We start from the raw sequence: 23,441 nt of genomic DNA, 5'->3' as shown, positions 1-23,441 counted from the left end.
TTACATGAATATGATCTTGATGGAAGGCAAAATCACAGATTCGAGCACAAATAGCACCATAATTCCATGGATTGTGTTTTTATTTTCCATATCAATTGTACTGATTAGCTTCATCTCTGTGATATTTCCAGCGCTAATTTTAGCTTCAGATACTGTAAGAATTCCAGGGATACAGCCAATAACGCCTGATCCGTTTGAAACTGGAGTTTGGTCTGGTGGTGTAATTATTACAAGCATCATAATTTTCAGTCTGGCAATACTCCACCACAAAAAAAAGATTCCAGCACTATCCAAACTATTTGAAAAGATATTCTCATTTGAGATATCAAAAAAGACATCTTTGATAGTTTTAGTAATATTACTTACAATCTATATCATATCATCAGCTGGAGAGTTGGCAACTCAAGAAAACTTGGAAGACTATGTTGGAGTGAAAAATAGACTAGAAACTTGGTCAGTTGACAAAATAACATCATTTGAGCCGCATGTAAGATATGCACTATTGTCTGCATCAATGAATCTATTTGGAAGCTACAAGATAATTCCATTTCTTGCAAGCATAGCATTACTAATCACAACATATCTTATTACAACAAAGATTACCAATAAGAGATTTGCAGGCATCATATCTACAATAATTTTACTGCAGAGTTCAGTGTTTCTAACATATGACACGACAGTGTCTTACACAAACTTTTGGATTCTATTTTATTTGGCATCACTGTATGCAGTGTATAGATTCTGGCCGCTCTCACCTGTAGCATATATGTTATCCATTCTATCAAAGGCACTAACTGTAGCGTTTCTGCCAATGTCAATTTATTTTATTTTACGCAGTCAGATCCCAAGAAAGCAGAAGATCATAGTATCGAGTATTACTGCAGGAATGATTCTAGCTGGAGGACTGGCAGCTACTGGAAGCCTATCTCCGACACAAGGCACAGAGGAAGCATTTGATGCAAAAGAGTTTCAGATGGGCTTGACATCCTTTGCATACCAGTTAAGATCAGATGGTGCAGTAATGCTATTCATGATTCCATTAATGGTGGGGCTCTTCATTGTATCAAGAAAAGGAGTCAAACATGGAGAATCTATGATGGTATTTATCTCAGGAATGCTGCTAGTTGCACCAATTCTCACAGGCTTTACTACACAGACAAATCAGCCATACAGGTTTGTACCTTTAGTAGTGTTCTTTGCAATGGGTGTAGGTGTCTTACTATCTAAGCGTCAGCCAAATTAGGGATGAAAATAGAAAGTATTGAAAAATAAAAAAGAGATTATGGTGTAATAATCACCAAATCATCTGAACCATCTAATGGATCAGTTCCATCAAGAACTTCTTGACCATCAGATACACCACCTTCATCAGTATCTGCAACTAATGGATCAGTTCCTAAAACAATTTCTTCGTCATCAGTTAATCCATCTCCATCAGTATCTACTGGCTCTGGTTCAATGACTGGACAACCATCTTCAGGTGCTGGAATGATATCCATGTCATGGTTTTTCTCATGAGCTTGTACTGCTTTTTCTGGAATACTGATTAGAACATATTGCATTTCCTCATCATCAAAATGACAAATGTCAATTTTGTTGTGTCCTGGTGCTGTGGCTTTGTCTGCCATTGCAGGAGCGATTGCGGAAATTCCCATCATAATTGCAAACATTGTGATTGCAGTTATTGCTAATCTTTTTGTCATTAATCACACAGTAATTGAATTTGTCATAAAATCACCGCTGTATATTTGAACAAAAAATTTTCTTGAAAGGGAACTTGAATGAACAAAGTTGAATTAAAATGAAATGAGATGATTTTCAGATTGAAAATTCATCAGAATGAATTTTTGTCATCTTTGATCCAAGAGAAATCCTTTTGTTAATTCTTGCTAATGATCGATTTGCTATTTCTGATCCATATTCTGATCTTAATTGAGACATCATCTTTGAGCGAACTCGTCCAAACCTGTGTTTTTCAGAAATAATTTTTTCTTCACATTCTAATTCAATAGTGAGTTTATCATCGTTTTTAGGCACAAATCATAGTCATGAATATCGCCTCAAAAAGTAAATTGTGTTCAAATGATACAACAACAAAATGCTATTTTTGGGAACAAAAATGGGCCCACGGGGATTTGACTACTGTTTTGGGGATAAAATGAGACGCAGTTAGGAATGAAATTAATTTTTTCAAATCATTTAATGTTAGATTATCATTAAAAAGTAATGCAAGAAGACAGATTGTCTGAATGGTTTGTCCCAAAATTTGGTTCTAGAAATTTTAGATTATCAATAGGGATTTTATTTCTACCATACACTGGAATGGTAGTATCTTTTGCCATATGGGGTTCTCTTTCAGCAGGATTTAGTCTGGATAGGTTAGCATCCATCAGTTTACTTTATTTTTTTGCAATTGGCATATCAGCACATTGCCTTGATGCAGTCGGAAGTAAGAAAAAACCTTGGGGAGACATATCACACTCAAAGTTATGGTCAACAGCAATAGTTTTCTTAATCATATCTTTTTCTATTGGATTGTATTACGCATTTTTAGATTCTTGGTTACTAATTCCTATAGGAATAGCAGAAGGGTTTTTTCTTTTTGCATATAATCTTGAATTATTTCGTGGTAAATTTCATAATAATTTATCATTTGTAATTTCCTGGGGGATTTTACCTGTTTTTGCAGGAGCTGTAATTCAATCTAATTCTATAACTGTTGAAACAATTATGTTTTCTATAATTGCTGGTTTTCTAAGTTATATTTTGATAGTTACATCTAGGAAATATAAACAACTAAAAAAAGAAAATCAGAAAACATATTACAAAAATGAAATAATTCTAAAAAGCATAAGTTTGAGTGTAATATTTAGTACAATTTTATTTTTCATGTTAAGGTACCTTTAATTTATTAAAATAAGATAAGATAGTATGAATAAATTTTCTGAGAATCTGTTAAATAAAATATTAGATGCTCCAGTAGGCAATGTAATTACTATTCTTAGAGAGATTCTTGATAATAATATCAAACTAGAAGTAATTGAACAAAATGCCATAACCCCAAATCAATTTGTGAGAAAAGTCTCAATTACTGCAGATGGATTTCCAGTGATAAAAGCTAATGTGGAATTTGACTCTACTGTTTTACCAGAATTAATTATGGCTGAGATTTTAAAGAAAAAACAAGGTATTGGTGATATTCTTAATGCAAATAAGATCAATGCTACTAGAAAGATAATTTCCTTGAATCGTAATCATGATGAGAGCAAAGTAACAAGAGAATATGAGATTATTCATAATGGAATAATTTGGTTTAACATTATAGAAGAAATAAGATTAGACAATCTTAGTTCCAACAATAATAGTTGAAGATCCCCATGTCAAATCTTGTGTATGTATTTTTAGACCATAATTTTTCATAGTCTCTTTATAATCTTCTACCCAATTTGTGGTTTTTATTAGATTAGGTAGATCAAGGAAAACTTGTTTCCAATTAGGGATAAAGAATCCTATTAAATAAAGAACTTTGAAATAAAAATCCCATAGTTTTTGAACTAATTTATTTTTTGGATATGTAAAATCATGTAAAACCATTTTTCCACCATCATTAAGATGATTTATACAATTTTTGACCAGAACATCAGATATACAATATTTTGGCAAGTATGATGCAGTAATACAGTCAAATTTTTTTCCTAGATCAAGTTTTTCAGCATCTTGATTCACAAAAGATACTTTTTGAAATGAAATTAACTTTTCTTTTGCTTTTTCAAGATAGTTTTTGGTAACATCTACACCCATTATTTCTGCATGAGGGAGTTTTTCTGCAATTTGTTTTGTAAGAATACCAGTACCACAAGCAAGATCCAATACAGTTTTTTCAGCAGATAACTGTTCTAGGATTTTATGTTTCCAAAAACTATCTTTTCCAAAAGTAGTATAATTTACTATTTTATCATATGAATTAGAAGTATCATTGAAAAACATTGGAACGAGATCTTTTGGACTTTTTTTGATCATGAAATTTATTGTGTTTTTAATTTAAAGTAGTTTGTGAGATAATGACTTCAAAAATCTATTTTTTAGGATGGTTCATTTCAGTCATTAAATTAGGCGTAAAATGGGCCCACGGGGATTTGAACCCCGGATCTTCGCCGTGTAAGGGCGACGTCATAACCGACCTGGACTATGAGCCCAGAAACCTACCTTGTTAAAATCCATTTAAACTTTGAGACAAGAGAGAATCTAGAAATTTGATCAAAAATCAAGAAAATCATGAATTTTAGTTTTTTTTCCAGTCCAATTGGATTGGGTCATGTGACTCGCGATATTGCAATAGTAAACAATTTTGAAAATATTTCAACAAATTTTGTAACTGGAAGCGGTGCTGCAAGAATTCTAAAAAAATTAGATTATAGTGTACAAGATGCATACAATCCACCTTTGTTTACTATCGAAAACGGAACTCTAAAGAATCCAGCAAAGTGGTTATGGAATTATTATCAATATTATAGAGATTGTAAAAATATTTCAGAAAAAATTCTACAAAATGACAAACCAAATTTGGTTATTAGTGATGAAGATTTTGCATCACTAACTGTATCACAGGAGATGAAAATTCCAACAGTGTTAATTACAGATGTCTTAGAAACCCACTTTACTAAAGGAATAGCATCATTTGTAGAAAAAAAGATGAACAAGTCGATGCAAGTGATAATTAAAAAATGCGATACAGTGATAATTCCTGAACTAGGAGACGATCATGACAATATTAAAAGAGTTGGGCCTATTGTCAGAGAAACTAATTACACTAGGGAAGAATTAAGAAAGAGATTCTCTTTTGGAAAAAAGACCATAATCATATCCATAGGTGGAACTAGTGCAGGATTATTTCTAATCGAAAAAGCACTAGGGGCTATTGCAAAAATTAATCAAGATGTAGACGTGATTTTGGTTTCAGGTCCAACACTAAACAAAAAATTTGAGAATGTAAAAAATTTGGGATTTGTTGATAATCTGCATGAATTAATTTTTGCAGCAGATGTGGTTATTTCATTGGCAGGAAAATCAACTATAGACGAGGCTAACGCATATGGAACTCCTGCAATATTCATACCAATCAAAGGACATTTTGAACAAGAAGACAATGCAAAAGAAGAGGGATTTGAGTCTGGAGATATTAATAGATTAGAAGAATTAATTTTAGAAAAATTAGAAGCCAAAAGAAACCAAGTAAATACAGATGGTGCAAAAGTTGCAGCAAAAATTATTCAGAAACTAACGAATTAGCAATCAAATGCTTAATAGAAGGCCATTTGGTTTTGATAAAGTACTATGACTAAGCTAATAGTTGCCAAATTCGGCGGTAGTGCCATAGGTCAAAATGGTGAGACAATTCCAAAAATAATTCAAAGAATTTCTGATTTAAAAACAGATTCCAAAGTAATTGCAGTTTTTTCAGCCCCATTAACAATTTACAATGAAAAAAAGCGTTCGTTGACAGATATTATTTTAGAGCAGGGTAAAAACGCAGAAAATGGAATAAAACCATCTCTAGATATTGTAAAATCAACTTATCAAAAAATCCTGGATATGGTTGATGAAGATAATAAAGAAAATTGTAAAAAAACAATTGATTTTCACTTAAAAAAAGCACAAAAAGCACTAGATCAGGCATTTGACAGTAAAGAATTTGTCAACGAAGTGCGTTCAAATGCATTGGCGTTTTCAGGAGAAATTTTAATGTCACATGTAATGACCCATATTCTAAGAAGTAACGATATCAGGACGGAGGCAGTGAAATTTGATGACTGGCCAATTATTACTGATCACAATATAGAATTTACAAATTTTCTCAGAACAGAATCCAAAGAGAAAATGGGTAAGATTGCAGAACTGGTAGATAATAATCAAGTAGTTACTATAGGCGGGTTTATTGGTAAAACAATAGATGGAATTACCACAACATACGAGCGTGGAGGATCAGACAGAACTGCAGCAGATTTAGGAATATTATTTCATAAAAAATATGAAACTAGCATAGACTTTGAGAAGGACAGTGCAGTAGTTTCTGCAGATCCAAAAATAGTAGATTCCGAATTAAGAGAAGTAATTCAATTGTCATATAACGAAGCAAGACTGGCAGGAATGTTTGGAATGAAAATTTTAGATCCAATTGCAATTAAAGAGATTGTTGAGAATGGTGTAGATATGCCAATCATAATTACAAATATGAAAAATCCCGAAAAAATTACCACGATTAAAAGAAGTCTACAAGAGCAGAAAGGACATCCAATCAAAATAGTAACAGGAAAAAAGAATTGCGCGATATTTAGAATTGAAACTAATTCAATTCAAAGATTATTGACATCTTTGGAAAAGGACAAGCATTACAGTGAATTCATCATATTATCACCATTTACAAAAGATGGAATAGAATTCTCCAGAATATTATTCTTAGATGGAGAGTATGTTAAGAGGAATGAAAAGTATCTTTTAGCATTTGATTCACTTGCCACGATTACATACAACCGGGGCGTCATTACATTAATCGGTGATGAGATGTGGAGAGTTCAGCAAGTAGCCTCTAGAACTAGTGCAAAGATTGGTGAATCAGGATTAAACATTTTGAACATGGATGCACAAGAAGAAACTTCACGAATAATTATTGTTGTAGAAGATTCACATGACAACATTACAAAAGCTATCAAAGCAGTACATCAAGAAATTTCAAAGATTAATTTTGTTTAATGTAAAAGTGGCGTTACGGGCTTTCACCTGTAATCACCATTCGTGGGTTTGTTCTTGGACCTTTATCTAGAGTTAGTCCGGCGTTACCCAAAACACGCGATATTATACATTACAATTCATAGTATTTAGACCTGATCTATATAGATCCATTCACATACGTTCAGCTGCGTACCACAAAACAATTCCTATTCCTAGCAAGGCATACCACTTGTAGTTTTTCTTATTCATGAAAATATTGACTGAGCCTAAATCCTCATCTTTGTATGTGGTCAGACGAATTTTTCTCATTTCAAATGCCTGACCAACTAAACCTACGACAAGACATGCAATTCCAGCAAATCCTAGAGCCCACTCCATACTTGAACTAATAATAAATAGAATATGAAGTTTGAGATGCTTCAAAAGTAGGTAAAAAGATAATTCTTTAAATTAGCATTGTTTTTTTGCTCTCCTATGAAAGAGATTGGAAAAATTTGGATGAATGGAAAATTAGTACCATTCAAAGATGCCAAAGTTCACGTATTGACTCATGCCTTACATTATTCAACATCAATTTTTGAGGGAATTAGATGCTATGACACCCCAAAAGGATCTGCAATTTTTAGATTGCCTGAACATGTTGATAGATTTTTCAAATCAGCAAAACTCTATTCAATGAAAATGCAATTTTCAAAAAAAGTAATTTCAGATGCAATTGTACAAACTGTAAAAGCTGGAGGGCTCAAAGAGTCATACATTAGACCATTAGCATATTATGGATATGGAACAATGGGATTAACTCCCACTACCAATAAAGTAGATGTCTCAATTTCATGTTGGGAATGGAAGATGGGCGAGTCAAAAGCAGGTAAATTTTCAGGAGCAAAATGTAAAGTGTCAAGTTGGACTAAGATTGATTCAAGATCTCAGCCAATGCAAGCAAAAGCTGCATCAAACTATGCAAATGCTGCACTTGCAAGAATGGAAGCATTAGAAAATGGATATGATGAAGCGATTATGTTAAACTATCACGGCAAAGTTGCAGAAGGCAGTGCAGAAAATATTTTCATCATTAAAGACGACATTATTCAAACTCCACCACTCTCAGCAGGAGGATTGGAAGGGATTACTAGAGATAGCATTATTCAAATGATTGAAGAGAATGGAGGATTTGTTATTGAGCGGGATCTAGAACGAGACGATCTCTATAATGCAGATGAAATTTTCATGACAGGTACAGCAGCTGAAGTAAAATCTGTAACTCAAGTAGACAAAGTAAAGATTGGAAATGGAAAGATGGGCAGTATCACTAAAGCATTACAAAAATCATTTACAGACGTAGTCATGGGAAAAGATGAGAGATTCTTGCCATGGTTGACATTTATCTAAATTCCATGAAGTTTTTTAGCCACAAGAGAGACTAGAAATTATGGATTCATGCGCTACTGGTGACACGCAAGAAATATGCTGGTTTTGTAGAAAAGGTCGCCATAATGACTGTATGAAAGAAATTCCAACGCAAGGAAAATCAGATGGACCCCATGATTGCACTTTTGATACGAAACTTATCCCATGCAAATGCAATCACTAAACAATTAGTATCAAATACAGCTTTGTTTAAAAAATTCTATGAGTTACAACGAAGAATTTTGGAACATATACTCTAATGAGAATGAAACAAGGTATAATGAAGAATTTTCTAAATTTGTTCGGGATTTAGCCATTTCTTTGAGATGTACAAGTGTTCTAGAAATCGGGTGCGGTACAGGAATTGATCTAAGATTATTTCCAAATACATTTCAAATTTATGGCGTTGATCTAAATGATAATGCATTAAACATAGCAAAAGAAAAATTATCTATTGCAGATTTCAAAAAAGGCTCAATTGTGGAATTACCGTTTGAAGACAGCTCAGTAGATTTTGTGTTTACTCATGGATTAATGAACTATTTGGATGATGATACGCTAGAAAAAGGAATTTCAGAAATGTTCAGGGTTGCATGCAAATACATAATGAATTGTGAAAAGTTTGAAGAGACAGAAAAACAAATTGATGAAAATCAAAAGTTTCGCAACATGAAACAAAGATGGCTAGATTATAACGTAAAATTTGTCAGTAATGTAGATATGCATGAAGACATAGAGCCTGAAAAGCCAAGATTTACTTTATTAAAAAAGTTGTAATTTTATTTAGATTTTTTGTGTTTAATTGACAACATTTTTGGCAAAATTATAGTAAAAGTTGTAGGATTATTTGTGACACTAATTTCTCCATGGTGTTGTTCAATAATATTTTTACAACTTGCCAGACCTAGTCCAGTGCCCTTTTGTTTAGTAGTGAATAGGGGCTCAAATACTTTGGATATGTCTTCATCAGGAATTCCTTTTCCTGAATCAATAAATTTTAAAATTGCTGCATTATCTTTTTCTGAGATTTGAATTGTAATTTTTCCTCCTTGAGGTAATTCCTGTATTGCATTGACAATTAGATTGATAAAAACTGCGTCAAGTTTTATGACATCACAATCAACACGCATATCATTTTGAGGAAGAACCACTTGGACGTCAGATGGAATATTTATTTTTTTCAATGACCCACTAATAGCATCATACAAAGAGACATTTGATAATTTTAATGGAGAAAGCCTGACATAGCCTAAAACATCATTAACTTGGTGAGATATTCTATTAATACTCTTTTCGATTAACTCAACTCGTTTTACAATATTAGGATCAGATATTTTTAAATCCTGTGGACTTTGTTTAATCAAATCTACAGACATTTTCATTACAGATAATGGATTTCTCAAGTCATGTGCAAGTCGTCCAGATAATTCTCCAATTGCAGATAATCGTTCAGATTTTAGCACTTGTTGAGTTTTTTCTTCAACTAGATTTTCAAGGTTGTCTCTTTGCTCAGTAAGTTCAGCAGTTCTCATTTTAACCAGACGAGAGAGATTCTTGTTGATTGTAAATACAATAACTGCTACAACACCTAATATCGCCACAACTCCAAAGAAAAGATTATGAGAAATATCTTGCTCAACAGTGTCAAAAGTTGAATTGATAAGAATGGTCAAGACAACCATGCAAACAATTGCTACAGTAAGTGGAATTCCAAATTTAGTTATTGTTTCAAATTTAACTTTTTCAGAAAAAAGATCATCACTGTAATCAGAGATAGGTATGAATTTTGAACGGTGATACAATGAGAAAATGAAAAATATGAAACCATAAACAAAAATCAAATCTACAGGATGACCATCATAATATGTTCCATCTAATTCAGCAAATAAAAAATAAGTATCTGCAATATTATACATAATAAATCCAATTATAATTAACACCCAGAAAACATGAGATGATTTTTTGACAAGATACATGATACCAACAATGGCAGGAACCAATTGTACTGATGATAATATTGGATATGCAAGTGCTATAGATGTAGAAAATAGATCCTCTCCTTGCATGTCTTCATATGCTGCCATAATAGAGGGGATCAGAAAAGAAAAAGAAAGTGCAATTGCAAATAACCAAACATTTCTGTTAACTGATTTTAGTGTAGGTTTTAGATGAATGAGTAAAAATATAACATAACATGGATATGATGCAATGTAAAAAATATCAGCTTCTGATGGAAATGGATCACCTTGCCACACATGATCATATAATTGCCATAATTGTTCAGCAATAAACCAAAATACGGAACCTAAAGCAAAAAATACAAAAGCCTTTGCGTTTGGATTTTTTTGCTTATGTAATTTTACTGCAATAAACATAGCAAAAGATGCCATTAATGCAGGAAGGATCGCATATGCAGGAATTGAGATCCACATAAATTGATCATCATCAAGAAATGGTCTTAATTGATAAAGAATGGTAAATCCTACCAGAGTTACAATTAGCCAGATTAAGATCCGTTTATTATCAATCAAATTTGTTTTTAAAATAGACTCACTCAAAGTTCAACTCTCCTGATTTGACATATATTCTAGAATTGATGAATATACATTTTCACATAAAATCAATAGCATTTTTCCCAAAATTTATAGATAAAAATAATAGATAATGAGGAATATGTTATAATCAATACTGACTTATTCTTTAATAACAAAATATGATAGTCTTATCTGGTCATGAGTGGGACAGTTCTAATCGTAGAGGATGATGAAGATTTAATTCAAATTTACAGAGAGATTTTAGAGATGCATGAGTTTGATGTAGAAATGGCGTTTAATGGAGAAGAAGGGGTAAAGAAATTCAAAGAATTCAGACCACATCTGACAATCATGGACGGAGATATGCCAATACTTGATGGATATCAAGCATTCAAACAAATTAAAGAAATTGACAATAAGGCAAATGTTGTAATCATTACAGGATTCTCAGAATCTGATTTAAAAAACAAAGAGGCAATTAAACAGGGATTAATCAAAGTGATTTCAAAACCATTGGGAATTAACGAATTGCTTGCCCTTGCGAAAAAATACAATCAAATTAAAGTGGAAAAATAATTTCATTTAGAAAAAATATCAATTTTAGAAGTTTATTTTAAAATTAAAAAGCGGGTCTAAAGGGATTCGGACCCTTGACAACCGGATTAAGAGTCCGGTGCGCTACCTGGCTGCGCCATAGACCCACCAAAATGGATAAGCCTAGAGTTGTTATTAATCTTAAGTTTTAAAATAAATGAAAATTTTTAGTTTTGTGCTTTAGCTTCAATTTCATTGTACTTTTCAATGATTGCTGTAAGTGCAGTTGAAACTGGAACATCGTTCATCTTTTTCTTTTCGGCTAGAAGTTTTTGGTATGCATCTAGTGTAATGTATACTGGAATTGAACCGTTTCCTTCTAGTAGTCCTCTAACGTTGTATAGAGCAGTTTCCATTCCTTTCTCAGCAGATTTTGCAAACTTTGCTTTATCCAAAATTGCTCCTAGGGGACCAAATGGCATTTCATAGTCTACTGACATGGTTACTCTTGTGAGGTTATTACCTAGTGCTTTGAATTCGTTGGTAATTTGCCAGTTCTTGAAAGGACCTTCAATTTGTTTGGCAGTGATTTTTTCATTTCTGATGAATTCAGTTGTTTCACAATCCCACTCTAAACGTTTTCCGCTAAAGTCACCGATAATTCTAAAGGTTGTACCAACACCCATTCCTTCTTTAATGTCCATAGGAACGACTGTCATGCCTACAGTGTCATTTTTGATTTGATCAGAAACATGTTCTGGTCTTGCAAAGTAGGTGAAAACATTCTCTACAGGTGTTTTGATATCGATTGATTTTGTAACGAGGGTCAACGATTGAGTTTCTTGCCAATAAGGATTTAAAGGTTTTGAAGATTTTCCTCATAAATTTGACTTACAATATATTCATCTATTCCATACATAAAACTGAATGACGATAAAGCGATCATGTTTTTTGATCTTTGTTTTGATGTTTTCATCATTTTCAGGATTTAGTTCAGCTTATGCCCATTCCATGTTCAATTCTGCTGAGCAATCATATGGTGGCTACAGAGTCCAAGTTGCTACAGCCCCAGAGTTCCCACAAATTGATGAACCATCTCAATTTCTCATCAAAGTCACTAAAGGGTTTGATTATGATGAAGTAGATAGTTTTACAATGGGAATCAGAGTATTCTACAACGATCAGCAAGTAGATGCTATTCCTCCCACATCTGTACAGAGTTCTCATTGGGATTTTGATTATGTTTGGAGGAATATAGGAAATCATATTGTCAAAGTAGATTTGTATGACATGGAAGGAACAGATGGAGTTTTAACTTATACATTTAACATGGGAACACAGAGTCCGTTTGGGATAGTGTTTATCGGCGCAATTACTACAGGGGCTTTTGTATTTCTAGGAGTAATGCTATACATCTATTTGCCAAAATTATTGAAAAAGTCTAAGCAGTGATTGCCTTAGAAGACTTTGAAATTCTAAATGCAAAGAGTACAGTCAACAACACCATAGCAAACAGCCATATTCCAATTCCCAAATGAATTGCAACCAGTACTGCATGTAGTTTTGTGTCAATGACTAGAGCGCCCAGTGTAATTTGTGTAATTACCAAACCTGTTGCAAGTGAGCTTGTAATTTTTATTTTCAAATCAGAATTCTTGTTAATTAGACTTGCAATCATGGTTGAAACTACCAGTACTCCAGTAGTTGCAGCAGTTGTTCTATGAATCCACTCAATAAGATATTCTTCAGATGGCATTACTCCGTTAGGACACAGAGGCCATTCAGGACAAGTCAATCCAAGTCCTGCAGCTGAAATATATCCACCGATAAACATCAGAGAATACAAAACAATCATTGTTGCTAATGCAAGATACTGAATTGCCAAAATTATTCTACTATGAAAGTACCTTGCATGCCTTGTAATGCATGTCCTGGAACTGTACAAATGTAGTAGTAAGTTCCTGGTGCACCAGCAGTAAATGTGACACTGCCACCTTCACCTGGTTTTAATGGGTTTGTTGCAGCTGCAATTGCAGAATCCATTACTATGCTGTTAAAGTCTTCAGGATTTGAGACTACTCCAAATGCATGAAATGATTTTCCCAAATTATTTGCAGTTACAGTTACTTTATCTCCTGAGTTAACACGAATGTCTGGATTGTGTCCTTCTTCTCCTGGTAATGCGTTAAATGCCAAAGTTCTGAAATCTGCAGATTCTACAAAGTCCAAAGTAAAGTCATGTGATACTCCTGTTGGGGCAGCTGCTACTCCTGATGAACCAGCTTGCGCAGGTCCTACAATAATTTCTCCTACCATTCCTTGGTCTCTATGACCCGGAACTGTACAAATGTAGTAGTAAGTTCCTTCCTCACCTGCAACAAATTCTGATGTACCACCTTCACCTGGTTTTAATGGATTTGATGCTAATGCAACTTCACTGCCAGGAATAATTCCTCCAAAGCCTTCAGCATCTTTTGTAACACCGAATGAATGGAATGATTTTCCTGCATTTTCGACATTAAAGATTACTTTGTCTCCAACGTTCATATTAATTGTTGGATTGTTATCGGGTTCCCCAGGAAGTGCATTAAATGCCAAAGTCCTAAAGTCTGATGACTCAATAAATCGAAGATCTTGTGTGATAGTTTTTCCAGTTTGTGTTGCAGGAGCAGCATGATCATCGCCACCTGCCATCATTGCTACAACTGGAGCAGGTTGAGATATCCAATAGTCCCACATTCCAAAGAAGATGGCCCCACCTACGATACAGATACCTAACATGATTGCCATCATTTTTCCAGTTCTAGCTGAAGTTGTTCTGTAAACTTGGGAATTATCGTGACTCATTTCATATATCTCCTAGTGTGATGGGTTCTTTGCCTCAAATGGATAATAGTATTTCCCACCGACTCCAAATGGATCTTCGGTATTTGCAGGTTTTCCTTTTCCGGAACTGTAAATCATATTTGCTAAGAAGATTGCCATACTGACACCAATAATCATTGCTCCTACTGTTGCAATTTGGTTCATAGCAATCCATTCTGGGATTGGCGGATAATCGAAAATTCTTCTTGGCATTCCATATAATCCAAGTACGTGTTGTGTAAAGAATACGAGTACAGTACCTACAAAGGACATGATAAAGTGAATTTTACCCATTGTCTCATTGTACATTCTTCCAGTCACATATGGGAACATGTAGTATAGGAAACCAATGGAGCCAAATGCGATTGTTCCCATCACGAAGAGATGGAAGTGTCCTACTACCCAGTATGTATCGTGTGTTGTAAAGTCTAATGGCATAGCGGCATTTGCAACACCGCCTGCACCTGCAGAGAAGAATAATGCAATTCCACCTACTGACCACATCATTGGTGTTAGGAATTTGATTCTTGCATTCCACATGGTTGCTACAAAGTTGAATACGTGCATGGCAGATGCCGGAACTGCTGCAAGAGTTCCTACCATGAATACGGTTTTTTCAGTAAAGGACATTCCAGTTGCATACATGTGATGTGCCCAGGATGAGAAACCGACGATAGATAACAAGACAAATGCAAAGACACCAGAATTATAGCTGTAGATTGGTTTTCTTGAGAATCTTGGAATGATTTCATACATCATACCAATTGCTGGAATTACCAATACATACACTTCAGGATGGAATGTAAACCAGAACAAGTGTGCATATGCTATTGGATCTCCTCCCATTGCAGGATTGAAGAATCCACTTACACCGAGTCTATCAGTGAGCAACATCAATAGTGCTGCTGCAAATGTTGGAATTGCAACGAGTATAATCAATGATGATGATAAGAAAGACCATGCTAACAGCGGAACTTGTCCAATTGACATATCCGGATGTTTACACTTTAGAATGGTAACGATAAAGTTGATTGCACCTAACACTGATGAAATACCTAGAATCTTTAATCCAAAAATCCACATGTCAGCTGCTGGTCCTGGAGCACTAATGATAGAATATGGCGGGGTTGCATACCAAGTAAAGTCAGCAAAGCCTAGCCAGATGAGTGCTCCACCAGGAGGAATCATCCAAAATGCAATTGCGTTTAGTTTTGGATATGCCATGTCTTTGTATCTGACCATAATTGGAACATAGTAGTTACCAACTGAAGATGCAAATGGAATGATAAACAAGAAAATTAATGTTGTACCGTGAACTGTAAAAATTCTGTTAAACGTCATGGCATCGCCAATGATTTGTGCTCCCGGTAAGAACAGTTCTGCTCTGATTGCAAGAGCCAAGGCTCCACCTAAGAACAAGAATCCTAGCGATGTAATTAGATAAAGTAAACCAACATCAGTGTGATGTGTTGAAAACATTATTTGCCAAATTGGACGTGGCTTTTGTAATTCTAGAACCATGAGATAGTCTCCTCAGTCTGAACCAGTGAAAGTTGTGATAAAAGCGTTGTCAAGCCGTTGGATCCTCCACAATTAATTTTCCTCTCATGTTATAGTGTATCAGACCACAATATTCTCTACATTGAATATCATGTTCTCCTGCATCAGTTGGAGCAAACCATACTGTATTAACTCTACCAGGAATTGCATCCATCAAAACAACATAATCGTGAATGTTAAATGAATGATTGACATCTTTAGAAACTATTTCAAGTTTGTAAGCTTTTCCTACTTCAACATGTAATTCACCAATTTCTTTTGTTCCATCTTCATGTTCAAAAGTCCAGAACCACTGTTGACCAGTTACAATAATTGTTTCAGCACCTTCTGGAACATGTTCAACTAGTCTTTCTGCTTCCCAAGCTTCTGCACCTACCCAAACCATTAGTGCTACTACCACACCAATGTAAATCCATTCAGGCCAGTTAGAATGTCCGCCCATTATTACCAGTCCGTGCCCTCATATGGAGTTGGTTTTGCTTTTGGGTGAGATTCTCTGAATCTCCAGCATTGCCAAATAATTGTTCCAGATACTACTGCACCTACAGTAAATCCGACTGTCATCAATCTATAAAATAAATTCCAAATAACCACTCTACGATCAAGATATTCTCCAGGTTCATCACCTGCAGCAAACGCCAAGTCCACAGCAGGAATTATCATTAAAACTCCCAATACCAAGAATAATCCAACGAATTTCTTCATAGTGATTGAATGACGTGGCCTATAATTTCTATTTAAGGGTTTTCAAGATTATTAACTACCAACCTTGATCGAATCGAGAAGGATGCATTACGTTAAGTCCTGACAGAGTAAACTTTTGTTCTTTTTCTCTAAAGATGTTAAGTGATGCATTTGCAATGATTAATTCAAAGAGGTTTGTAGGAGACAGATCAACAATAGTTGAAAGCATTGCTTTGATAGGATCCATATGAGTTACCAAAACGACATTTTCACCAGGATGTTTTTCAGTTACATGATTTACTATTCCTAAGACTCGTTTTTTGACTTGATCAAAAGTCTCTACTCCGTTGTGAGCAATTTCCAATTCACCATTGTAGAATTTCATAAAGACATTACCATGACTATTAAAAATCTCATCATATGGCATTCCAGTAAATTTTCCCATGTCAAGTTCAATTAATCTCTCATCAATTGTAACATCAATTGAATTGTGTTTCCCAACAATTTCAGCAGTATGCTTTGCTCTTTGAATTGGACTAGAATAGATTGCTGATACATTCATGTGTTCAAGTAGTTCGGCAGTATGTTCTGCTTGTTTTACTCCAATTTCAGTTAATGGAACACCTTCTGTTCGTCCAGCTAGTATTCTCTCAGTGTTATTTTTTGCCTGTCCGTGTCTAAGGAAGATTATCTGCCCCAATTTGATCGATTTTCAAATAGAGATAATAATAACATTGTCAGATAGGTAATCATGAAAGTAGGAATTATTGGTGGAACTGGTGGAATGGGCAAAGGATTTGCATTAAGATGGTCGCAAAACAATGACGTAATTGTTGGATCTAGAGATGCTGCAAGAGCATCTGAATCAGCTGTAGAATATACTAATCTTGCAAAAGAAGCATTTGGTGAAATTAAAGGATCAATTACGGGAAACGATAATGTTTCAGTTGCAAAAGAAAGTGATGTTTTAATTTTATCAATACCATATGAGAATATTGATTCTGTATGTTCAGGGATTTTATCAGAAGTTAAAGACAGTTGTGTTGTAGTATCACCAATTGTCCCAATGACAAAAACAGATGTTGGATTTGAGTGTGTTTCAATTAAAGATAACAAGCCATTCTCATACAAACTTGTTTTAGAACATATGAAAGACAAATCAAAACTTGTTTCAGCATTTCATGTAATTTCTGAAAAAAAACTAATCAATCCAACACTAGAACTAGACTATGACATCTTTGTTTGTGGAGATGATAAAGAATCAGTCGAGGTTGTAAATAGTCTAATTGATGAAATCAAGGGGTTAAGATCAATCTACTTGGGACCAATTGAATTATCATATCTTGCAGAAATGTCTACTCCATTGCTACTTAATGCAATGATTAGAAACAAGATAAAGAATCCAGGTATCAAGATCATCTAAGTCTCATTTATCATGAGTCACGAGTACTATAGACGGGGAAGGAACTGGTTTACAGCCATCGGGGTATTATTTTGCATAATGGGAGGAATAGTTCTCATTCAACAATTACTGATATGGGGGATAGATTTTGTAGAGGATTTTTTGTTTAATGCTGAATTTACAAATGAAAAAGTTTCTGTGGCAATGATAGGCTTTGGGCTTTTTATGATAGCGTTAGGATTTAGAAAAAATGAACAAAAGAGATGAATTTCTAACAGAGCAGAAAGTATTACGTTTAGCTACAGTAGGCAAAAACAAGACTCCACATATTTCACCTGTTTGGTATAGGTACAGCGGTAAAAAATTCTATATTGGAACAAACACCAGCAGGCAAAAAGTAAAAAATCTCAAAAGAAACAACAGGGTCTCATTTTGTGTAGATGTAGGAATTAGTGCTCCAAATATCTATGGAGTGATGGGACAAGGAAATGCCAATCTAATCTTAGAAAATTCCAAGGTAAAAACAATTGCAAAAAAGATTTTGTTAAGATATTTTAAAACATTACAAAACAAGTCAGCAAAAGAATTGTTAGATGATACTGACTGCATTATTGAGATAGTTCCTGACAAAGTCACAGTTTGGAATTACTAACTGACAAACTTTTGAATTTTGTTCATCGCTGAATCTAATATTTTCAGATCAGGAAGATAAACAAGTCTGAAATGTCCACTTCCATATTGCTCTCCAAATCCCGAACCGTGAACAGTAAGCACACCTTTTTGCTCTAACAATTTTGTAACAAATTCTTTGTCTGTTCCAAATTTTTTATCTTCAATTTTTGGAAATGCATAAAATGCTCCTTTTGGAGTAGGACATGACAATCCAGGCATTTCATTTAGTCGTTTGACAACAAAGTCTCTATGTTTTTTCATTTCTGAAACAAAGTCACTAATGTAATCTTGCGGACCGCGAAGAGATTCCAAAGCAGCATACTGAACAGGAAGACTGGTTGCAATTCTAACTCTAGCTAGTTTAGGAAGATGTTCACGTAATTCATCAAGTTGTGGTGATTGATTAAATGCAATGTATCCAATTCTCCAGCCAGACATTAGATGTACTTTGGAGAATCCATTAAGAATAATTACAGGAGAATCACCTGCAACTTTACCAATTCCAACAAATTTTTCATCAAAAATTATTTGATCATAAATTTCATCACAGATGATGTAAAGATTATGTTGATTTGCAATCTCTACTAGTTCTTTGAGTGCTTTTTCATTAAATACAACACCTGTAGGATTGTTTGGGCTGATTAAACAGATAGCCACAGTCTTTGAGGTAATTTTAGATTTTATATCATCAATATCAGGAGTTGAATTGTTCAAGTCTACTGCAAACTCTACAGGAATTCCGCCGTGTAATCTGACGTATGAAGCATATGGAGGATAGTAAGGGCCAGGGAGCAGCACTTCATCACCTTCTTCAACAATTGAGGAGATTACCATATCCAGTCCTTCTGAAACTCCATTTGTGATTAGAATTTCATCTGCACCAATTGAGAGTCCTTTAGCATTTTCTTTTTTGGCAATTTCTTGCCTTAATTCCAATAGTCCCTCAGATGTAGAATAGAAATTATCACCTCTGTTAATTGCATCAATCAAAGCTTGTTTTACATTCTCAGGGGGCTGAAATCCAAACTGTACAGGATCACCAATGTTCAGATAGTCAACTTGCATTCCTTTTTGTTCTACTTTTCTAGCAGCTAGAACAATATCTCTAATTGCATATTCTACTCCAACTACTTTTTTTGATACCTTCAAAGTATCTAGACAGATATTTACACCTGTTAAAATCTTACTTGTTTGGACTCGTTGCACAGTCTGGATAGTGCGAGCGGCTTCGAACCGCTAGGTCGAGGGATCGAAGCCCTCCGAGCCCTTTAGATTATCTTATTAAGTAAATAATTTCTCAGCATGGTGAAATGAAGATATCACCATTGAAGATTGGATTGATAATAGTCATTATAGGAATGGTTTGGACAGCATTAATTTTTGATGAAACTGAAAAAAAATATGACTCAGTCATACTAAAAGAATCAAGTTCATTTGAAGCAAAATCAGAATTCTCAGGAATAGACATAGGGTATTTCAAACTATACATGCCTGAATTTTCAGGAGAAGAAGTATTTGTTCAGATCTTAGATACAAAAGACAATGTGATTCAAGAACAAATGGTACAAACAAAAATGTCAGTAGGATATTTTGATTTTAATGAAGATGGCGAGTATACAATGAAAATTACAAATATTGCAAAAAATCCAATTAATCTTCAAATAGAATTTGGGAATACAAATTCTCAGAAAATGTTTCCATCTGGGATGATGATACTTGTTGGTGCTGTTGTTATTATTATGATATCATACTTGAAAATTAAAAATTACAATATAGAACAGCCAGAAGAGAATATCTCATAGATCTGAATGCATTGTATTGTATGACCAAAAAACAATACAAGATTAAAAATCAGCCAAGTTGTAAAAAATAAAAATGCTACAATTGAGAATGGAAGAAATATTTTGAGTTTAGTGTGTTCTCTATTTTTTAATATCAAAACAGCTCCCAATGATGCAAGTACCAGCCCTAATTCTAGTGGTTGGTGAGACCATGAGATTAATCCATCAATTCCAAATACATCATGAGACAAAGAATCCCCAAATCCTGAAACAATTTGTAAAACAGATCCTACAATTACTAATTTGATTCCAGATTTTAGAGAACCGCGAACTGATTTTCTAACTATTAGAATAGATCCCATGATTGCAGCGCAACTAGTCATTGAAACTCCAAAGTATACTACAATATGAGAAGGGCTCCAGAAAAACTCTGGTTCTTTTTGGAGATGGGATATAGCATCCCAAAATCCTGCTGAAACAATAACTATAGGGCCAATAACTGCCAAAATTGATACTAGTGATACAAGAGTGCTTGATTTTGCAAGTGCGGAATTTGAAAATCTTTGAATTAGTTTCATTTTGTATCTACAATAGTAGGGCTATTTGAAATATTGTAAAGATTTCAATTAGAAAAATTCAGCTTGTGGGTAATTTTATGAATTAACTATATTAGATGAAACAATCCAAGTTTGATTATGAGTCCAGGTATAGGATTAATGAAAAGGCGCCTAGAAAAGGAAAAAGATGCAATTGCATTAGCAGTTTCAGGTATTGCAAAAAAATATGATGTAAAGCCTGAAGTTCTCAAAACGCTGGAAACGAAATATCATGATGATGCAGGAGATTGGTATGTTGCATTAGGATGGGATGAGAAAAAGGCAATTATTCAAATGGATTCAGTGTTAGGCACCATAACAGAAATTAAAGAAATCTAAATAGTAAAAATATTCTAATTAAATTAAAATTTATCTACAAAAATAAGAGAAAAGGGTTATTCAAGAATTTGAATTCGTTTTAGGATTTCATTCATCTCAAATACCATTTTTTTCTGAGCTATAATATTTTTTGATTCCAAGAACTGGTTTTGGAGATCTGAAAGAGAGTCTTTTAGTTCAGTGATCTCTGTAGGCTTTGGTTCCAAAACAGTTCTTGTTATAGGAACTGATTGTTCAGAATCAATTTTGACTTTAGAGATTTTTGCAGTACAACCATAGCATGGAGCTTCAAGATCATTTTCGTATCTTGGTAATTTTCCATTGATATCAAAATTTGATTGAATGTCTTTTTGTGCAAGATTGTGTTTTATGTTAAGTTCTTTCACAATATTTTGCATTTCAATTTTTGGCATCTTTGCAAACTGAACATATTGCTTCATGGCATCAGAAAATGTTCCACCCTGTTTAAGAACAGAATCCCTTGCGTCTCTTGCCAGAGATATTTTTGTATGGAGATAATCAAATTGATCCCAGAATATCTCATGGTTTGTGACATTAAGATTTGAAACATATTTTGTAAAGGCATTTCGAGGTGTAAATTCTTCATATGTTTTTTCCATTCTTTGTAGTTCTTGTTGAAGTGATTTTTGTGCAATAGTTCGTTGCTCATCAATGAATTTTTGTTGTGCGTTACGTTTGTTTTCAATCTCTTTTGCTTGCAAGAACTGTTTTTTTGATAGCTCTATTTTTGCAAGAATATCTTGTGCAACCAGATTATTTTGTATTTCATCATTATTGATTTTTTTAAAATCTGACTGTGCAAATGCGTTAGTATTGAAAACAGACATTATAATTATAGAAGTAATGATTGTGGCATACAGTAATTTTGTCATTACATACAAACACAAAAAAATGCTTAAGAAGAATACGTAGAAATTATTAGATTAAATCATACTGATTGTTTTAATACAAGCATACAACATTTTAAGAAATTTTAGTAAAGAAATTTAATTATCAAATGTTTTTTGAAATATTATGACTAGTGCAATCGTTCTTGGAGGTTCACGTGGAATAGGTCAAGCCATTTCAGATTCACTTAAATCAATAGACATTGATGTTTTTGCAACATCCAAAAATGATATTGACACATCAAATATGGATAGTGTTAAAGGATTTTTAGAAAAAAATACTCAAACAGACATTCTAGTTTTAAACACAGGGGGACCAGCTCCAAAACCATTTCCTACAATAACTGAAGAGGATTGGAAACTATATCACAATCAATTATTTCTAGGATTTATCACCATTTTACAAAATATCAAAATTAATGATGGAGGATACATTTTTTTGATTAGTTCTAGTGTAATTAAAGAGCCAAATGCAAAGTTGATAATATCATCAGCATATCGTGCTGCATTTGCAGAAGTTTTCAAAGTATTAAGTAAAGAATATGCAGGAAAAAATATTTCTTGCATCAACATAGCACCTGGCCCTATTAACACAGACAGAACTCAAGAATTAATTGAAAATGTCAAAGAATTTGAAAAAACATTGCCTATGAAAAGACTAGGTGAGCCAGAAGAGATAGGTAATTTTGTCAAATCAATTATTCAAAATAAGATCAAATATCTTTCAGGAGTCACAATAAACTTTGATGGTGCAAATTCAGACTATATTTTTTAGAATTATTTTTTAAACTCTACATTTGGTGAGTCTGGCTGACCTGCAATTGCAATCAATCCACCCTCACGTAGTTGTTGTAATAACTGCATGACTTCTTTTTCAACTTGCTTTCTTTGTAGTCCTGTCTGTTGAGCAAACACTTCAACCAGTTCGGTGACTTTACGTTGTCCATTACAAGACTTCCAAAAGTCAACAATTGCTTGATTAACCATAAATCCTTGTTCATGCTCATTTGCCAAAACCATAGAGCCGTCTTCTTGTTGTACTAGTTTTCCAACTCCTTGAGGTAATGCAGTTTCATAATTAATTGGAGCAGGAGTATTCATTGCAGCACCCATGTTTTTGATTTTTAATTTTCCCTCTTCAGTCATTTTATCCATTGACCATGCAGGCTCCCATACAATGTCTATTTTCACATTATTTACTCCTGGAACTTTTTTTGCGTATCTTGTTGCATCTTGAATTAAAGTCTCATGTAAAGGACATCCTTGTGTGGTCATTGTCATTTTGATATTAACATCATTGTTTTCAGTAACATCAATTCCATAGATCAATCCCATTTCTACAATATTTAGTGGAACTTCAGGATCCATGCATTGTTTTAGTGAATCCTCAATTGCCTGTGCAGAAACAGTACTCATATTGTATAGGGCAG

The 23,441-nt window shown here is 33.9% G+C and carries 30 protein-coding genes and 3 tRNA genes; 15 read left to right on the top strand and 18 right to left on the bottom strand.

Going from position 1 to position 23,441, the window contains the following annotated elements; translation table 11 throughout:
* The first annotated feature begins 19 nt into the window (after positions 1 to 19).
* Entirely contained in the window at positions 20 to 1,243 is a 1,224-nt protein-coding gene (locus tag NSED_RS00490) for a glycosyltransferase family protein (RefSeq protein WP_016940155.1), read from the top strand.
* Positions 1,244 to 1,280: 37 nt separating this feature from the next.
* On the opposite strand, the gene NSED_RS00485 is transcribed toward NSED_RS00490, so the two are convergent.
* Both NSED_RS00485 and NSED_RS00480 read right to left on the bottom strand, forming a co-directional pair.
* Positions 1,281 to 1,703, bottom strand: coding sequence for a thrombospondin type 3 repeat-containing protein (locus NSED_RS00485; protein WP_014964279.1), 423 nt, complete (start codon positions 1,701 to 1,703; stop codon positions 1,281 to 1,283).
* 115 nt (positions 1,704 to 1,818) lie between these two features.
* A complete protein-coding gene (locus tag NSED_RS00480; RefSeq protein ID WP_014964278.1) occupies positions 1,819 to 2,037 on the bottom strand; it encodes a hypothetical protein in 219 nt (72 codons plus the stop codon).
* Between the two features lie 189 nt (positions 2,038 to 2,226).
* On the opposite strand from NSED_RS00480, the gene NSED_RS00475 reads away from it, so the two are divergent.
* Both NSED_RS00475 and NSED_RS00470 read left to right on the top strand, forming a co-directional pair.
* Complete coding sequence (locus NSED_RS00475; protein ID WP_014964277.1) at positions 2,227 to 2,907, top strand: UbiA prenyltransferase family protein; 681 nt, start codon at positions 2,227 to 2,229, stop codon at positions 2,905 to 2,907.
* 24 nt (positions 2,908 to 2,931) lie between these two features.
* The gene (locus tag NSED_RS00470; RefSeq protein WP_014964276.1) at positions 2,932 to 3,369 is read left to right on the top strand and encodes a hypothetical protein; all 438 of its coding nucleotides are present in this window, start codon (positions 2,932 to 2,934) and stop codon (positions 3,367 to 3,369) included.
* On the opposite strand, the gene NSED_RS00465 is transcribed toward NSED_RS00470, so the two are convergent.
* Together NSED_RS00465 and NSED_RS00460 are read right to left on the bottom strand one after the other, a co-directional pair.
* The gene (locus tag NSED_RS00465; protein WP_014964275.1) at positions 3,337 to 4,020 is read right to left on the bottom strand and encodes a class I SAM-dependent methyltransferase; all 684 of its coding nucleotides are present in this window, start codon (positions 4,018 to 4,020) and stop codon (positions 3,337 to 3,339) included. The two genes, NSED_RS00470 and NSED_RS00465, sit on opposite strands and share 33 nt — an antisense overlap.
* A 101-nt stretch (positions 4,021 to 4,121) precedes the next feature.
* Positions 4,122 to 4,196, bottom strand: a tRNA-Val gene (locus NSED_RS00460).
* Between the two features lie 79 nt (positions 4,197 to 4,275).
* Here NSED_RS00460 and NSED_RS00455 point away from each other — a divergent pair.
* Positions 4,276 to 5,289 carry a glycosyltransferase gene (locus tag NSED_RS00455; protein WP_014964274.1) on the top strand — a complete coding sequence of 338 codons (1,014 nt, stop codon included), beginning with the start codon at positions 4,276 to 4,278 and terminating at the stop codon, positions 5,287 to 5,289.
* Positions 5,290 to 5,334: 45 nt separating this feature from the next.
* Complete coding sequence (locus tag NSED_RS00450) at positions 5,335 to 6,750, top strand: amino acid kinase family protein (protein ID WP_014964273.1); 1,416 nt, start codon at positions 5,335 to 5,337, stop codon at positions 6,748 to 6,750.
* 150 nt (positions 6,751 to 6,900) lie between these two features.
* On the opposite strand, the gene NSED_RS00445 is transcribed toward NSED_RS00450, so the two are convergent.
* Positions 6,901 to 7,107, bottom strand: a complete 207-nt coding sequence (locus tag NSED_RS00445; protein WP_014964272.1) for a hypothetical protein — start codon at positions 7,105 to 7,107, stop codon at positions 6,901 to 6,903.
* Between the two features lie 96 nt (positions 7,108 to 7,203).
* Between NSED_RS00445 and NSED_RS00440 the strand changes: the two genes are divergently transcribed.
* Both NSED_RS00440 and NSED_RS00435 read left to right on the top strand, forming a co-directional pair.
* Positions 7,204 to 8,118 (top strand): branched-chain amino acid transaminase, encoded by a 915-nt coding sequence (locus NSED_RS00440; protein WP_014964271.1) that lies wholly within the window; start codon positions 7,204 to 7,206, stop codon positions 8,116 to 8,118.
* 240 nt (positions 8,119 to 8,358) lie between these two features.
* Entirely contained in the window at positions 8,359 to 8,913 is a 555-nt protein-coding gene (locus NSED_RS00435; protein WP_014964270.1) for a class I SAM-dependent methyltransferase, read from the top strand.
* Between the two features lie 2 nt (positions 8,914 to 8,915).
* On the opposite strand, the gene NSED_RS00430 is transcribed toward NSED_RS00435, so the two are convergent.
* Positions 8,916 to 10,694 (bottom strand): sensor histidine kinase, encoded by a 1,779-nt coding sequence (locus NSED_RS00430; RefSeq protein WP_014964269.1) that lies wholly within the window; start codon positions 10,692 to 10,694, stop codon positions 8,916 to 8,918.
* A 174-nt stretch (positions 10,695 to 10,868) separates the two neighbouring features.
* On the opposite strand from NSED_RS00430, the gene NSED_RS00425 reads away from it, so the two are divergent.
* Positions 10,869 to 11,246 (top strand): response regulator, encoded by a 378-nt coding sequence (locus NSED_RS00425; RefSeq protein ID WP_014964268.1) that lies wholly within the window; start codon positions 10,869 to 10,871, stop codon positions 11,244 to 11,246.
* Positions 11,247 to 11,297: 51 nt separating this feature from the next.
* On the opposite strand, the gene NSED_RS00420 is transcribed toward NSED_RS00425, so the two are convergent.
* Both NSED_RS00420 and NSED_RS00415 read right to left on the bottom strand, forming a co-directional pair.
* A tRNA-Lys gene (locus NSED_RS00420) sits at positions 11,298 to 11,371 on the bottom strand.
* A 60-nt stretch (positions 11,372 to 11,431) separates the two neighbouring features.
* Positions 11,432 to 12,034 carry an SRPBCC family protein gene (locus NSED_RS00415; RefSeq protein WP_014964267.1) on the bottom strand — a complete coding sequence of 201 codons (603 nt, stop codon included), beginning with the start codon at positions 12,032 to 12,034 and terminating at the stop codon, positions 11,432 to 11,434.
* A gap of 97 nt (positions 12,035 to 12,131) precedes the next feature.
* Between NSED_RS00415 and NSED_RS00410 the strand changes: the two genes are divergently transcribed.
* Complete coding sequence (locus NSED_RS00410; protein ID WP_026090070.1) at positions 12,132 to 12,656, top strand: hypothetical protein; 525 nt, start codon at positions 12,132 to 12,134, stop codon at positions 12,654 to 12,656.
* On the opposite strand, the gene NSED_RS00405 is transcribed toward NSED_RS00410, so the two are convergent.
* From NSED_RS00405 to NSED_RS00380, 6 genes are read right to left on the bottom strand one after another with little or no spacing between them, the layout of a single operon-like run.
* Positions 12,646 to 13,089, bottom strand: a complete 444-nt coding sequence (locus tag NSED_RS00405; RefSeq protein ID WP_014964265.1) for a COX15/CtaA family protein — start codon at positions 13,087 to 13,089, stop codon at positions 12,646 to 12,648. The two genes, NSED_RS00410 and NSED_RS00405, sit on opposite strands and share 11 nt — an antisense overlap.
* 2 nt (positions 13,090 to 13,091) lie before the next feature.
* Positions 13,092 to 14,051 (bottom strand): plastocyanin/azurin family copper-binding protein, encoded by a 960-nt coding sequence (locus NSED_RS00400; protein ID WP_014964264.1) that lies wholly within the window; start codon positions 14,049 to 14,051, stop codon positions 13,092 to 13,094.
* Positions 14,052 to 14,063: 12 nt separating this feature from the next.
* Entirely contained in the window at positions 14,064 to 15,590 is a 1,527-nt protein-coding gene (locus NSED_RS00395) for a cytochrome c oxidase subunit I (protein ID WP_014964263.1), read from the bottom strand.
* 49 nt (positions 15,591 to 15,639) lie between these two features.
* Complete coding sequence (locus NSED_RS00390; RefSeq protein WP_014964262.1) at positions 15,640 to 16,071, bottom strand: cupredoxin domain-containing protein; 432 nt, start codon at positions 16,069 to 16,071, stop codon at positions 15,640 to 15,642.
* Between the two features lie 2 nt (positions 16,072 to 16,073).
* Positions 16,074 to 16,334: a cytochrome c oxidase subunit II gene (locus NSED_RS00385; protein ID WP_014964261.1), complete on the bottom strand. Its 261-nt coding sequence runs from the start codon at positions 16,332 to 16,334 to the stop codon at positions 16,074 to 16,076.
* 55 nt (positions 16,335 to 16,389) lie between these two features.
* Entirely contained in the window at positions 16,390 to 17,013 is a 624-nt protein-coding gene (locus NSED_RS00380; protein WP_014964260.1) for a histidine phosphatase family protein, read from the bottom strand.
* A gap of 51 nt (positions 17,014 to 17,064) precedes the next feature.
* Here NSED_RS00380 and npdG point away from each other — a divergent pair, with 51 nt between their 5' ends.
* Together npdG and NSED_RS00365 are read left to right on the top strand one after the other, a co-directional pair.
* Positions 17,065 to 17,736, top strand: coding sequence for an NADPH-dependent F420 reductase (gene npdG, locus NSED_RS00375; RefSeq protein WP_014964259.1), 672 nt, complete (start codon positions 17,065 to 17,067; stop codon positions 17,734 to 17,736).
* A 229-nt stretch (positions 17,737 to 17,965) separates the two neighbouring features.
* Complete coding sequence (locus NSED_RS00365) at positions 17,966 to 18,367, top strand: pyridoxamine 5'-phosphate oxidase family protein (protein WP_014964257.1); 402 nt, start codon at positions 17,966 to 17,968, stop codon at positions 18,365 to 18,367.
* On the opposite strand, the gene NSED_RS00360 is transcribed toward NSED_RS00365, so the two are convergent.
* Positions 18,364 to 19,536, bottom strand: a complete 1,173-nt coding sequence (locus tag NSED_RS00360; RefSeq protein ID WP_026090069.1) for an aminotransferase class I/II-fold pyridoxal phosphate-dependent enzyme — start codon at positions 19,534 to 19,536, stop codon at positions 18,364 to 18,366. The two genes, NSED_RS00365 and NSED_RS00360, sit on opposite strands and share 4 nt — an antisense overlap.
* 44 nt (positions 19,537 to 19,580) lie before the next feature.
* Here NSED_RS00360 and NSED_RS00355 point away from each other — a divergent pair.
* Both NSED_RS00355 and NSED_RS00350 read left to right on the top strand, forming a co-directional pair.
* Positions 19,581 to 19,655: transfer RNA gene (locus NSED_RS00355), tRNA-Arg, on the top strand.
* Between the two features lie 42 nt (positions 19,656 to 19,697).
* Positions 19,698 to 20,189: a hypothetical protein gene (locus tag NSED_RS00350; RefSeq protein ID WP_026090068.1), complete on the top strand. Its 492-nt coding sequence runs from the start codon at positions 19,698 to 19,700 to the stop codon at positions 20,187 to 20,189.
* Here the strand turns inward: NSED_RS00350 and NSED_RS00345 are convergent.
* Complete coding sequence (locus NSED_RS00345; protein WP_014964254.1) at positions 20,153 to 20,746, bottom strand: hypothetical protein; 594 nt, start codon at positions 20,744 to 20,746, stop codon at positions 20,153 to 20,155. The two genes, NSED_RS00350 and NSED_RS00345, sit on opposite strands and share 37 nt — an antisense overlap.
* Before the next feature lie 117 nt (positions 20,747 to 20,863).
* On the opposite strand from NSED_RS00345, the gene NSED_RS00340 reads away from it, so the two are divergent.
* Positions 20,864 to 21,103 carry a hypothetical protein gene (locus NSED_RS00340; protein ID WP_014964253.1) on the top strand — a complete coding sequence of 80 codons (240 nt, stop codon included), beginning with the start codon at positions 20,864 to 20,866 and terminating at the stop codon, positions 21,101 to 21,103.
* Positions 21,104 to 21,159: 56 nt separating this feature from the next.
* Here the strand turns inward: NSED_RS00340 and NSED_RS00335 are convergent, their stop codons facing one another.
* The gene (locus NSED_RS00335) at positions 21,160 to 21,996 is read right to left on the bottom strand and encodes a hypothetical protein (protein WP_232212344.1); all 837 of its coding nucleotides are present in this window, start codon (positions 21,994 to 21,996) and stop codon (positions 21,160 to 21,162) included.
* A 142-nt stretch (positions 21,997 to 22,138) separates the two neighbouring features.
* Here NSED_RS00335 and NSED_RS00330 point away from each other — a divergent pair, with 142 nt between their 5' ends.
* Positions 22,139 to 22,786 carry an SDR family oxidoreductase gene (locus NSED_RS00330; protein ID WP_014964251.1) on the top strand — a complete coding sequence of 216 codons (648 nt, stop codon included), beginning with the start codon at positions 22,139 to 22,141 and terminating at the stop codon, positions 22,784 to 22,786.
* A 2-nt stretch (positions 22,787 to 22,788) separates the two neighbouring features.
* Here the strand turns inward: NSED_RS00330 and NSED_RS00325 are convergent, their stop codons facing one another.
* Positions 22,789 to 23,427, bottom strand: coding sequence for a PqqD family peptide modification chaperone (locus NSED_RS00325; RefSeq protein WP_014964250.1), 639 nt, complete (start codon positions 23,425 to 23,427; stop codon positions 22,789 to 22,791).
* Positions 23,428 to 23,441: the final 14 nt, after the last annotated feature.

Origin of the sequence: Candidatus Nitrosopumilus sediminis, from assembly GCF_000299395.1 — an archaeon.
GTDB lineage: Archaea > Thermoproteota > Nitrososphaeria > Nitrososphaerales > Nitrosopumilaceae > Nitrosopumilus > Nitrosopumilus sediminis.
The sequence above is the reverse complement of the archived record's forward strand: the minus strand, read 5'-3'. Positions and strand labels throughout refer to the sequence as shown.

Bases quoted from the DNA above. Each gene is read 5' to 3' on its own strand.
- NSED_RS00485 (WP_014964279.1), bottom strand. From the start codon at position 1,703: ATGACAAAAAGATTAGCAATAACTGCAATCACAATGTTTGCAATTATG.
- NSED_RS00435 (WP_014964270.1), top strand. From the start codon at position 8,359: ATGAGTTACAACGAAGAATTTTGGAACATATACTCTAATGAGAATGAA.
- NSED_RS00455 (WP_014964274.1), top strand. From the start codon at position 4,276: ATGAATTTTAGTTTTTTTTCCAGTCCAATTGGATTGGGTCATGTGACT.
- NSED_RS00395 (WP_014964263.1), bottom strand. From the start codon at position 15,590: ATGGTTCTAGAATTACAAAAGCCACGTCCAATTTGGCAAATAATGTTT.
- NSED_RS00410 (WP_026090070.1), top strand. From the start codon at position 12,132: ATGACGATAAAGCGATCATGTTTTTTGATCTTTGTTTTGATGTTTTCA.
- NSED_RS00330 (WP_014964251.1), top strand. From the start codon at position 22,139: ATGACTAGTGCAATCGTTCTTGGAGGTTCACGTGGAATAGGTCAAGCC.
- NSED_RS00350 (WP_026090068.1), top strand. From the start codon at position 19,698: ATGAAGATATCACCATTGAAGATTGGATTGATAATAGTCATTATAGGA.
- NSED_RS00490 (WP_016940155.1), top strand. From the start codon at position 20: ATGGAAGGCAAAATCACAGATTCGAGCACAAATAGCACCATAATTCCA.
- NSED_RS00365 (WP_014964257.1), top strand. From the start codon at position 17,966: ATGAACAAAAGAGATGAATTTCTAACAGAGCAGAAAGTATTACGTTTA.
- NSED_RS00400 (WP_014964264.1), bottom strand. From the start codon at position 14,051: ATGAGTCACGATAATTCCCAAGTTTACAGAACAACTTCAGCTAGAACT.
- NSED_RS00325 (WP_014964250.1), bottom strand. From the start codon at position 23,427: ATGAGTACTGTTTCTGCACAGGCAATTGAGGATTCACTAAAACAATGC.
- NSED_RS00390 (WP_014964262.1), bottom strand. From the start codon at position 16,071: ATGGGCGGACATTCTAACTGGCCTGAATGGATTTACATTGGTGTGGTA.
- NSED_RS00475 (WP_014964277.1), top strand. From the start codon at position 2,227: ATGCAAGAAGACAGATTGTCTGAATGGTTTGTCCCAAAATTTGGTTCT.
- NSED_RS00440 (WP_014964271.1), top strand. From the start codon at position 7,204: ATGAAAGAGATTGGAAAAATTTGGATGAATGGAAAATTAGTACCATTC.
- NSED_RS00340 (WP_014964253.1), top strand. From the start codon at position 20,864: ATGAGTCCAGGTATAGGATTAATGAAAAGGCGCCTAGAAAAGGAAAAA.
- NSED_RS00465 (WP_014964275.1), bottom strand. From the start codon at position 4,020: ATGATCAAAAAAAGTCCAAAAGATCTCGTTCCAATGTTTTTCAATGAT.
- NSED_RS00445 (WP_014964272.1), bottom strand. From the start codon at position 7,107: ATGGAGTGGGCTCTAGGATTTGCTGGAATTGCATGTCTTGTCGTAGGT.
- NSED_RS00385 (WP_014964261.1), bottom strand. From the start codon at position 16,334: ATGAAGAAATTCGTTGGATTATTCTTGGTATTGGGAGTTTTAATGATA.
- NSED_RS00335 (WP_232212344.1), bottom strand. From the start codon at position 21,996: ATGACAAAATTACTGTATGCCACAATCATTACTTCTATAATTATAATG.
- NSED_RS00450 (WP_014964273.1), top strand. From the start codon at position 5,335: ATGACTAAGCTAATAGTTGCCAAATTCGGCGGTAGTGCCATAGGTCAA.
- NSED_RS00470 (WP_014964276.1), top strand. From the start codon at position 2,932: ATGAATAAATTTTCTGAGAATCTGTTAAATAAAATATTAGATGCTCCA.
- NSED_RS00345 (WP_014964254.1), bottom strand. From the start codon at position 20,746: ATGAAACTAATTCAAAGATTTTCAAATTCCGCACTTGCAAAATCAAGC.
- NSED_RS00425 (WP_014964268.1), top strand. From the start codon at position 10,869: ATGAGTGGGACAGTTCTAATCGTAGAGGATGATGAAGATTTAATTCAA.
- npdG (WP_014964259.1), top strand. From the start codon at position 17,065: ATGAAAGTAGGAATTATTGGTGGAACTGGTGGAATGGGCAAAGGATTT.